At 60.4% G+C, this 10,819-nt stretch carries 9 protein-coding genes; 5 read left to right on the top strand and 4 right to left on the bottom strand.

The features are described 5' to 3' along the window. The first annotated feature begins 224 nt into the window (after positions 1-224). Complete coding sequence (locus QMX97_RS23185) at positions 225-476, top strand: YfhL family 4Fe-4S dicluster ferredoxin (RefSeq protein ID WP_017139475.1); 252 nt, start codon at positions 225-227, stop codon at positions 474-476. A 133-nt stretch (positions 477-609) separates the two neighbouring features. Here the strand turns inward: QMX97_RS23185 and mutM are convergent, their stop codons facing one another. Both mutM and QMX97_RS23175 read right to left on the bottom strand, forming a co-directional pair. After that, complete coding sequence (gene mutM / locus QMX97_RS23180) at positions 610-1,422, bottom strand: bifunctional DNA-formamidopyrimidine glycosylase/DNA-(apurinic or apyrimidinic site) lyase (protein WP_065902194.1); 813 nt, start codon at positions 1,420-1,422, stop codon at positions 610-612. Positions 1,423-1,443: 21 nt separating this feature from the next. Next, positions 1,444-2,256, bottom strand: coding sequence for an HDOD domain-containing protein (locus QMX97_RS23175; RefSeq protein ID WP_177343930.1), 813 nt, complete (start codon positions 2,254-2,256; stop codon positions 1,444-1,446). A 279-nt stretch (positions 2,257-2,535) separates the two neighbouring features. On the opposite strand from QMX97_RS23175, the gene QMX97_RS23170 reads away from it, so the two are divergent. The 3 genes from QMX97_RS23170 (at position 2,536) to ilvD (ending at position 7,124) form a co-directional block, all read left to right on the top strand. Next, positions 2,536-3,732, top strand: a complete 1,197-nt coding sequence (locus QMX97_RS23170) for a class I SAM-dependent rRNA methyltransferase (protein WP_003195152.1) — start codon at positions 2,536-2,538, stop codon at positions 3,730-3,732. Positions 3,733-3,860: 128 nt separating this feature from the next. Then, complete coding sequence (locus tag QMX97_RS23165) at positions 3,861-5,051, top strand: multidrug effflux MFS transporter (protein WP_282397682.1); 1,191 nt, start codon at positions 3,861-3,863, stop codon at positions 5,049-5,051. A gap of 231 nt (positions 5,052-5,282) precedes the next feature. After that, positions 5,283-7,124, top strand: a complete 1,842-nt coding sequence (ilvD, locus tag QMX97_RS23160; protein ID WP_065902201.1) for a dihydroxy-acid dehydratase — start codon at positions 5,283-5,285, stop codon at positions 7,122-7,124. 352 nt (positions 7,125-7,476) lie between these two features. Here ilvD and QMX97_RS23155 read toward each other — a convergent pair whose 3' ends face one another. After that, entirely contained in the window at positions 7,477-8,475 is a 999-nt protein-coding gene (locus tag QMX97_RS23155; protein ID WP_168167063.1) for a haloacid dehalogenase-like hydrolase, read from the bottom strand. Positions 8,476-8,776: 301 nt separating this feature from the next. On the opposite strand from QMX97_RS23155, the gene QMX97_RS23150 reads away from it, so the two are divergent. Next, positions 8,777-10,168 (top strand): L-cystine transporter, encoded by a 1,392-nt coding sequence (locus QMX97_RS23150; RefSeq protein WP_065902204.1) that lies wholly within the window; start codon positions 8,777-8,779, stop codon positions 10,166-10,168. Between the two features lie 96 nt (positions 10,169-10,264). Here QMX97_RS23150 and QMX97_RS23145 read toward each other — a convergent pair whose 3' ends face one another. After that, positions 10,265-10,777, bottom strand: coding sequence for a dihydrofolate reductase (locus tag QMX97_RS23145; RefSeq protein WP_282397681.1), 513 nt, complete (start codon positions 10,775-10,777; stop codon positions 10,265-10,267). Between the last annotated feature and the right edge of the window lie 42 nt (positions 10,778-10,819).

Here is a 10,819-nt window from a genome sequence, read left to right as displayed (position 1 = left end):
GGGCTGCGAAGCGGCCCGATTAAAGCCACCGCGTAGTTTCAGCCAGCGCACAGCCGCCTGTTTCAGGGCCGCTTCGCAGCCCAACGCGGGGCAAGCCCGCTCGCTACAGGTCAGCATGCCAGTTGGCCGCAGGTCATGTGCACTCGCACTGCGGGCGCCAATGCGGCACAATTGCGCGCATTAGTTTTCAGATGCCTTGGCTGACAGCCCTGGCAGGAGTTTCCATGTCCCTGATCATCACCGACGATTGCATCAACTGCGACGTCTGCGAACCCGAGTGCCCGAACGCTGCGATTTCCCAGGGCGAAGAGATCTACGTGATCGACCCGAACCTGTGCACCCAGTGCGTCGGCCACTACGACGAGCCTCAGTGCCAGCAAGTGTGCCCGGTGGATTGCATTCCGCTGGATGAAGCCCATCCGGAAACGGAAGAGCAGTTGATGGCCAAGTATCGGTTGATTACCGGCAAGGCCTGAGATTCTTTAGTGACTGTAAGGGCCTCTTCGCGAGCAAGCCCGCTCCCACAGTTGACCGAGTTCCAAAATGAGAATGCGGTCGAATGGGAGAGCAGGCTTGCTCGCGAAGGCAGCAACAGCCATCACCTGGCAATCAGCTCTGGCACTTGGGGCAAAACACACTCGCCCGCTGCCCCAGCACCACATTGCGCAGCTCGGTCCCACAGACCTTGCACGCCTCGCCCCCGCGGCCGTAGACGAACAGCTCCTGCTGGAAATAGCCCGGCTGCCCGTCGCCACCGATAAAGTCCCGCAGCGTCGTGCCACCCCGCTCAATAGCAGCGGCCAGTACGCGCTTGATCTCGATCGCCAGCTTCAAATAACGCGCCCGTGAAATGCCTCCAGCCGCGCGACGCGGATCGATCCCCGCCGCAAACAGCGCCTCGGTCGCGTAGATATTGCCCACCCCCACCACCACCGCGTTGTCCATGATGAATGGCTTCACTGCCATCGACTTGCCGCGGGACAGTTGGAACAAACGCTCACCATCAAACAGGTCGGTCAACGGCTCCGGCCCCAGGCGAATCAGCAGCTCATGGTTGTGCGGGTCCTGGCTCCAAAGCATCGCGCCAAAGCGCCGGGGGTCGGTGTAGCGCAGGGCCATACCCGATTCCAGCTCGATGTCCACGTGCTCATGCTTGGCCGCCGGCATGCCGACTTCCACCAGCCGCAAGTTGCCCGACATACCCAGGTGGCTGATCAAGGTGCCGACTTCGGCGTTGATCAACAGGTACTTGGCCCGCCGTTCCACCAGCACGATGCGCTGCCCGGACAGGCGCACATCCAGGTCTTCCGGGATCGGCCAGCGCAGGCGTCGCTCGCGCACTACCACGCGACTGACCCGCTGGCCTTCCAGGTGCGGCGCAATCCCGCGCCGGGTGGTTTCGACTTCTGGTAACTCGGGCATGTGTACCTCTTGAAGGAAGGGTCAGTGCGCGCCCAGTTCGCGGATCGACAACTTCATGCTCTCGAAGTCGTAGTCCGACAGGCCCACGTAGTCCAGCACCATATGCCCGATCGCATTCCATTCATGATCGACCGCCTGGTTGCCCAGCACCCGGTACGACGAACAGATGTGCTCGGCCATTTTCAGGATCGCCAGCAGGTTTTTCAGCTGAGAGTTGCGCGACGACTCATCGCTGAAAATCGCCAGGGCGTTGTGGTGGTTGGCGATGGCGTCGGTTACATGTTCCGGCAGGCGCCAGGACTTGGCGGTGTAGTAGCCGACCACCGCGTGGTTGGTGTTGAACGCGTTGTTCTCGGTGTCGACCACACGGCAGTCGGGGCCGGCATTGCCATAGGCCTCTTCCAGCACCGCCATGTAGTTGGGGAAGCGCTTGAGCATCAGCGGCACGCCGCAATCGTGGAACAGGCCCAGCGCATACGCCTCGTCGACGGCTTGCGAGCCGGTGCGCTTGGCGAGTGTCAGGCAGGTCATCGCCACATCCTGGGCGGTGTCCCAGAAGCGGTTGAGGGTGACGATGGTGTCATCGCTCATCTCGCCCTTGATCGACTGCGCGTTGATCAGGTTGATGATCGAACGGCTGCCCAGCAGGTTCACCGCGCGCTGGATCGAGGCGATCTTGTTGCTCAGGCCGTAATACGGCGAGTTGACGATTTTCAGCAACGCACCGGACAGGCCCGGGTCCTGGGAGATCAATCGCGCGATCACTTCCAGGTCCGGGTCGGGCATGTATTGCTCCATCTGCAAATCCACCATGATTTGCGGCTGGGGCGGCACGCTGATGCCTTGCAGGGCCTGTTGGATCTGTTCGGCGGAAAGCTCTTGGGACATAAGTACATACTCTGGGCTAGGCGGGGATTCTAACCTCTAAGCAAAGGCGACCGACACCTCAAAAACCCGAACCGAACCGCGATCAAATGTGGGAGCTGGCTTGCCTGCGATTGCATCACCGCCGTACGTCAGATACACCGCGCCGTCTGCATCGCAGGCAAGCCAGCTCCCACATGAACGGGTGCGCAAAGGGTATACTCCCGCTCTTTTTTCCGGAGCGACGTCATGTCCCTGCCAAGCCTGCGTCTCAAAGCCAACGCCGATCGTCGTTTGCGCAACGGCCACCTGTGGGTCTACAGCAACGAAATCGACGTGGCCGCCACCCCACTTCACGGCTTCCAGGCGGGCGACCAGGCCATCCTCGAAGCGGCCGGCGGCAAGACCCTGGGCATCGTGGCCATGAGCCCGAACAACCTGATCTGCGCTCGCCTGCTGTCGCGCGACATCAAGTTGCCGTTGGACAAGTCGCTGCTGGTGCATCGCCTGAACGTCGCGCTGTCCCTGCGTGATCGCCTGTTCGACAAGCCGTTCTACCGCCTGGTCTACGGCGATTCCGACCTGCTGCCAGGCCTGGTGGTCGACCGTTTCGGCGACATCCTGGTGGTGCAGATCGCTTCGGCGACCATGGAAGCGCATAAAGAAGACGTGATCGCCGCCCTGACCCAAGTGCTCAAGCCGAGTGGCATCCTGTTCAAGAACGATTCCGCCGCGCGCGACGCCGAAGGCCTCAACCGCTACGTCGAAACCGTGTTCGGCCTGGTGCCGGAATGGGTTGCGCTGGAAGAAAACGGCGTGAAATTCGAAGCCCCGGTGATCCAGGGCCAGAAGACCGGCTGGTTCTACGACCACCGCATGAACCGCGCACGCCTGGCCCCGTACGCCAAAGGCAAGCGCGTGCTCGACCTGTACAGCTACATCGGCGGCTGGGGCGTGCAGGCTGCGGCCTTCGGCGCCAGTGAAGTGTTCTGCGTCGACGCCTCGGCCTTCGCCCTTGATGGCGTGGAGCGCAACGCCGCGCTGAACGGCTTCGCCGAGAAGATGACCTGCATCGAAGGCGACGTGTTCGAGGCCCTCAAGGAGCTCAAAGCCAGCGAAGAACGCTTCGACGTGATCGTCGCCGACCCGCCGGCCTTCATCAAACGCAAGAAAGACATGAAAAACGGCGAAGGCGCCTATCGCCGCCTGAACGAGCAAGCCATGCGCCTGCTCAGCAAGGACGGCATCCTGGTCAGCGCGTCGTGCTCGATGCACTTGCCCGAAGACGACCTGCAAAACATCCTGCTGACCAGCGCCCGTCACCTGGACCGCAATATCCAGATGCTCGAACGCGGCGGCCAGGGCCCGGACCACCCGGTGCACCCGGCGATTGCCGAGACGCGGTATATCAAGAGCATTACGTGCCGGTTGTTGCCGAATAGCTAACGCTGAGACTGACTGTAGGAGCCAGCAGGCTCCTACAGGAATCCAGGAATTTTCATACCCTCTCTTGCTTTGACTTTCCTCGCTCCAGACTCGATCCTCGACCCCCTCAAGGAATAGAGTCCATGTAAATGCACAGCGCCACAAAGCCCACAACGAAACCTTTTCTCATCGCACTGCTGATGATCCTGACGTTGCTGGGTGTATTTCCCCTCGACGTCGTACTCCCTTCATTTCCCGCGCTTGCCGAACACTTTCAAACCTCAACAGTGGATATCGCTCGGTCCATCAGCCTTTTCGCGATTGGCTTTTCTTGCTCGTTGCTGTGGATAGGGCCGCTATCCGACAGGATAGGTCGCAAGAAGCTGCTACTGGCCAGCATGACCGTGGCGATTGTTGGTGCAATTGGCTGCATAACCGCCAATAACTATTCACAGTTCTTACTTTTCCGAGTAGTTCAAGCCGTTGGTTGTGGCGGCTTTGTGCTGTCTCAAGCGTTGGTTCAGGATATGTTCGTGGGCAAGGAACAGGAGCGACTGCGGATCGCAATCGTGACCGCCGGAGGTATCTTCATTTCGATCTCGCCATTAGTTGGTGCATGGCTGCAAACGCATTGGGGGTGGCAGGCCAGCTTCTACGTATTTACAGCCTTTGCCATATTGCTCCTGTTTATGACCTATCGACTACTCAGCGACACCCAACCCGCCGTCCATCCAAGCCGCCACACTATTCTCAAGGGCTACGCGCAAATTTTTGCAGATCGCCATTTCGTCAGTTACGCCACGATTTCCGGAATCACCTTTGCCTGCCATTTTTCATTTATCGTCATATCCCCCATCATTTTCATGGACCAGTTAGGGCTGTCGCCCTATCAGTACTCACAGGTCTTGCTGCTTTATGGCGCAGCTTATGTGTTAGGCGGCGTGTCAGCGGGCTGGTTGAACAAACGGTTACTGGCCAACACCCAGATCGCGACCGGCTTGTGGTTAATCGCGACATCCGGTGGGGTAATGTTGTTGCTGGCCTATGGGAACGATATTTCCACCTGGACCGTTTTGATTCCAATGCTGATCTGCACAGCCGGTACCACCATCACCAGGCCAATTTCAAACTCACGGGCCATGAACCTTTTCCCCCACTCCGCAGGCGCGGCCGCATCATCCACCACGGTTGTGATATTCATTGCCGGTGGGTTGATCAGTGCTCTGATCAGTACTTTGACGCACAATCTGAGCACCACCCTCGGATTGTGCTTTTTGATTCTGAGTGCTCTGGGCCTGGGGTTGAATGAATGGGCCAAACACCGCCCACACGTCCTGTAGCCGCTATCTCCACACTTACGGCCATTCCCTCCAGCCGCCAGCGGTGTAGAATCGGGCGTATTCATCGCCAGTCATCCCCCGGCGGGTTTATGAGCTCGAGGCCCAAGCACGCGGCGATCCCGCGACGCGAGTGGCAACTTCCGGACACACGGCCATTTTCTGAGTGTTCCAGACGTCAATAGAAGCTCACTCCCCAGTAGTAGTTACCTGATTAGCCGCCCGGAGTGCTCCATGCCAGATTACCGCTCGAAAACATCCACCCATGGCCGCAACATGGCCGGCGCGCGCGCACTGTGGCGCGCCACGGGGATGAAAGATGACGACTTCAAGAAGCCGATCATCGCGATTGCCAACTCGTTCACCCAGTTCGTACCGGGCCACGTCCACCTCAAGGACCTGGGCCAACTGGTCGCCCGCGAGATCGAACGTGCCGGCGGTGTAGCGAAAGAATTCAACACCATCGCCGTGGATGACGGCATCGCCATGGGCCATGACGGCATGCTGTACTCGCTGCCGAGCCGCGAGATCATCGCCGACTCCGTGGAGTACATGGTCAACGCCCACTGCGCCGACGCCATCGTGTGCATCTCGAACTGCGACAAGATCACCCCTGGCATGCTGATGGCCGCCCTGCGCCTGAACATCCCGGTGATCTTCGTCTCCGGCGGCCCGATGGAAGCCGGCAAGACCAAACTGGCCTCCCACGGCCTCGACCTGGTCGACGCCATGGTCATCGCCGCCGATTCCAGCGCTTCTGACGAGAAGGTCGCGGAATACGAGCGCAGCGCCTGCCCGACGTGCGGTTCGTGCTCCGGCATGTTCACCGCCAACTCGATGAACTGCCTGGTCGAAGCCCTGGGCCTGGCCTTGCCGGGCAACGGCTCGACACTGGCCACCCACAGCGACCGTGAGCAGCTGTTCCTGCAGGCCGGCCGCACCATCGTCGAACTGTGCAAGCGCTACTACGGCGAGAATGACGAGTCGGTGTTGCCGCGCAACATCGCCAACTTCAAGGCGTTCGAAAACGCCATGACCCTGGACATCGCCATGGGCGGTTCCACCAACACCATCCTGCACTTGCTGGCCGCGGCCCAGGAAGCCGAGATCGATTTCGACCTGCGCGACATCGACCGCCTGTCCCGTCACGTGCCGCAACTGTGCAAGGTCGCGCCGAACATCCAGAAGTACCACATGGAAGACGTGCACCGTGCCGGCGGGATCTTCTCGATCCTCGGCTCGCTGGCCCGTGGCGGCCTGCTGCACACCGACCTGCCGACCGTGCACAGCGCGTCCATCGCCGAAGGCATCGCCAAGTGGGACATCACCCAGACTGACGACGAAGCCGTGCACACCTTCTTCAAGGCTGGCCCGGCTGGCATCCCGACCCAGACTGCGTTCAGCCAGTCGACCCGTTGGGACACCCTGGATGACGACCGTGAAAACGGCTGCATCCGCAGTGTCGAACACGCCTACTCCCAAGAAGGCGGCCTGGCCGTGCTGTACGGCAACATCGCACTGGATGGCTGCGTGGTGAAAACCGCCGGTGTGGATGAGTCGATCCATGTGTTCGAAGGCAACGCGAAGATCTTCGAAAGCCAGGACAGTGCCGTGCGCGGCATCCTCGCCGACGAAGTGAAGGCCGGCGACATCGTGATCATCCGCTACGAAGGCCCGAAAGGCGGCCCGGGCATGCAGGAAATGCTTTACCCGACCTCCTACCTGAAATCCAAGGGCCTGGGCAAAGCCTGCGCCTTGCTGACCGACGGACGTTTCTCCGGCGGTACTTCCGGCCTGTCCATTGGCCACGCTTCGCCTGAAGCCGCTGCCGGTGGCGCGATTGGCCTGGTGCAGGACGGCGACAAGGTGCTGATCGACATTCCGAACCGTTCGATCAACCTGTTGATCAGCGATGAAGAACTGGCGGCACGCCGGGTCGAGCAGGACAAGAAAGGCTGGAAGCCGGTCGAGAAGCGTCCGCGCAAAGTCACCACTGCGTTGAAGGCCTATGCCCTGCTGGCCACCAGTGCCGACAAGGGTGCAGTGCGTAACAAAGCGATGCTCGACGGCCTGTAAGCCTCGCGCATAAAAAATGCCCCGCCAAGTGCGGGGCATTTTTTTGCCTGGAACAACGCTCCAAAACACTGCAGATCAACTGTGGGAGCTGGCTTGCCTGCGATGGCGGCCTTAAGTCCTGTATTGATCTCGTTGACGCCATCGCCGGCAAGCCGGGCTCCCACAGGGGCAGGCTGAGCCTGAACGAACTCGGCTCATGTGGGAGCTGGCTGCCGGCGATGGCGGCCTTGAGTCCTGTATTGATCTCGTTGACGCCATCGCCGGCAAGCCGGGCTCCCACACGGGCAGGCTGAGCCTGAACGAACTCGGTTCATGTGGGAGCTGGCTTGCCTGCGATGGGCGCGCCTCGGTGTTACTGAATCTCCTCAGGCTTGACGATCACCCAGTTCTTGTCCGCCGTCACCGGCAACCCTTCCTTGGCCTGCGCCGCCGCATGCTTGGCGATCATGCCGTTGAGTTGGGTCATGTATTTGTCCTTGCGGTTGATCCACAGGTGGATGCCGCCCTTGGCCACGTCCACATCGTGGAACAGCATGTAGCCATCGCTGGTCGGTGTGTCGCCGCCGACGATCACCGGTTTTTTCCATTCGTCGATGTAGGTGAGGATGGCTGCGTGCTTGCCCGCCATCCAGGTGGCCGGGGTCCACAGGTACGGGGTCAGCTCCAGGCCGAGGTTGGCCTTCTCGTCATATTTGCCGGCGGCAATCTGCTTGCGCGCGGTGGTCAGCTCGCCGGTCTTGCGGTCCTTGAGCAAGGTGCTCACGCCGATCACATTCTCCGGCTTGACGTTGTAGCCGTACTTCGGATCGGCGGCGACCATGCGCACCAGCTCTTCCGACGCGGCGGTCATCACATACACTTCGATGCCGTTTTCCATCAGCTTGTTGTACAGCTCGGCCTGGCCGGTGAAGACTTTCGGCGGCTGCACCTCAGATTGCTTCACCACGTCGCCTTCAAAATAGCTGACCGGCACGGGCTTGCCGGAGGCCATCAGCTCATCGACCTGCACCTTGAGCTCCTTGAGGGTGAAACCGGAGAACACCTGGGCAACCCACGGGTAGCAGACCATGTCGTCCACTTCGCAGAGGCGATAGTAGTAACTGAACAGACTTTCCTTATGGTCGGCGGTGTCTTTGAACGGCATAAGCTTGAGCGAAGGATCAAGACTGTCGCGGGTGATCAGGCCCTTGTTTTCCATGTAGGGCAGCAGGGATTCTTCGAGGTCGTAGCGGTAGCTGGTGTTGTCCATGTCGAACACCGCGTAATTACCCTTGTTGGCGTTGGCGGCGATCATTTTGTTCAGTTGCTCGGCAGCCGGTGCCGGCCAGTGTTTCAACTCGGTGGCGGCCATGGTTTGTCCGGCAAGGCCCAGACACAGCGCGGCGGCAAACAATCTCGAAGCGAGCTTCATATGCGTTTTCTCCCTGAGTTAAAAACATCGACGCTAACAAATCCCTGTGACAGTTACCGCCCGAGCGCGACCGCTTGCGTCGTGATTGCGCCAAAGGCGTGTGCATGCGCGCCAGATGCTTATTCCAAAAACGACAGTCACCATTCCATATCGGTATTAAATCAATATATTTCAAGCTGTTAGGCTTTCCGGTTCGCAATCGCAGGCTCACGCGATTGGCTGCCTTCTCAACGGAGCTTCAATGAATCTGCCCCTGATTCTCAACTTACTGGTGTTCGTGGCCCTGCTGCTGGGCCTGGCACAAACTCGTCGCACCAACTGGAGCCTCGCCAAGAAGGTGCTGGTTGCGCTCGTACTCGGCGTGGTGTTCGGCACTGTCTTGCACACGATCTACGGCGACGGCAACCCGGTGCTCAAAGCCTCCATCGGCTGGTTCGACCTGGTCGGCAACGGCTACGTGCAACTGCTGCAAATGATCGTGATCCCGTTGGTGTTCGCCTCGATCCTCAGCGCCGTGGCGCGCCTGCACAATGCCTCGTCACTGGGCAAGATCAGCTTCCTGACCATCGGCACACTGCTGTTTACCACCGCGATTGCGGCGCTGATCGGCATCGGCCTGACCAACCTGTTCGGCCTCACCGCCGAAGGCCTGGTGGCCGGCACCCAGGAAATGGCGCGCCTGCAGGTGATCCAGAGTGATTACGCCGGCAAGGTCGCCGACCTGAATATCCCGCAACTGCTGCTGTCGTTCGTGCCGGCCAACCCGTTTGCCGACCTGGCCCGAGCGAAGCCGACCTCGATCATCAGCGTGGTGATTTTCGCTGCTTTCCTTGGGGTTGCCGCACTGCAGCTGCTCAAGGATGACGTGGAAAAAGGCCAGAAAGTGCTCAACGCCATCGACACCCTGCAAGCCTGGGTGATGCGCCTGGTGCGCCTGGTAATGAAGCTGACGCCGTACGGCGTATTAGCGCTGATGACCAAAGTGGTCGCCGGTTCCAACCTGCAGGACATCATCAAGCTCGGCAGTTTTGTCGTGGTCTCGTACCTTGCCCTGGGCCTGATGTTTGTGGTGCACGGCCTGCTGCTGTCCCTGGCCGGGATCAACCCGCTGCGTTTCTTCCGCAAGGTGTGGCCGGTGCTGACCTTTGCCTTCACCAGCCGCTCCAGCGCGGCGGCGATCCCGCTGAGCATTGAAGCGCAGACCCGCCGCCTGGGCATCCCGCAATCCATCGCCGGCTTCGCCGCCTCGTTCGGCGCCACCATCGGCCAGAACGGCTGCGCCGGCCTCTACCCGGCGATGTTGGCGGTGATGGTCGCGCCGACCGTAGGCATCAACCCGCTGGACCCACTGTGGATCGCGACGTTGGTAGCAATTGTGACCCTGAGTTCGGCCGGCGTTGCCGGCGTGGGTGGCGGTGCAACCTTTGCCGCGCTGATCGTGCTGCCCGCGATGGGCTTGCCGGTGTCACTGGTGGCGCTGCTGATTTCCGTGGAGCCACTGATCGACATGGGCCGTACGGCACTGAACGTGAATGGCTCGATGACGGCCGGCGCGATCACCAGCCAGGTCATGGGGCAGACGGACAAAGCGCTGCTGAATGCGGATGAGCATGCGGAGTTGGCGCAGGCCTGATAGGCCGCATTCGCGAGCAAGCCCGCTCCCACATTTTGACCACATTCTCATGTTAGAACTCGGTCAAATGTGGGAGCGGGCTTGCTCGCGAAGCTCTTAGGCTTTTTCCCAAACCTCGAAGTTATACGCCGGCTTATCTCCCTCAGCCGCATTCTCGACATTCGACACCAGCTTCCACTGCTTCGTATCAAACTGCGGAAACCACGCATCCCCTTCCGGACTCAGCGCCACCCGCGTCAAATACAGGCGATCCGCCTGCTCCAGCCCCTGCGTATACAACTGCGCGCCACCGATCAGCATCAGTTCGTCCACGCCTTGTGCCTTGGCCCATTCCTCAGCGCGCTCTACCGCCGCGTCCAGTGACGGAAAAACTTCCGCACCTTCCAGCGCCAGGCCGGTCTGACGGCTAACCACAAGGTTCAAGCGCCCAGGCAGCGGTCGGCCCAGGGAGTCCCAGGTCTTGCGCCCCATGATGATCGGCTTGCCGAGCGTGGTGGCCTTGAAATATTTGAAATCCCCCGGCAAATGCCAGGGCATGCTGTTTTCGACGCCGATCACGCGGTTTTCACCGAGGGCTGCGATCAGGCTTAAAGGGAGAGTTTTTTTCATGGCGACGAGAATACCAGAGGTGCGAGCCAGCGGTTATGCTCC

The organism is Pseudomonas sp. PS01298, from assembly GCF_029959745.1.
GTDB lineage: Bacteria > Pseudomonadota > Gammaproteobacteria > Pseudomonadales > Pseudomonadaceae > Aquipseudomonas > Aquipseudomonas aylmerensis.
The sequence above is the reverse complement of the archived record's forward strand: the minus strand, read 5'-3'. Positions and strand labels throughout refer to the sequence as shown.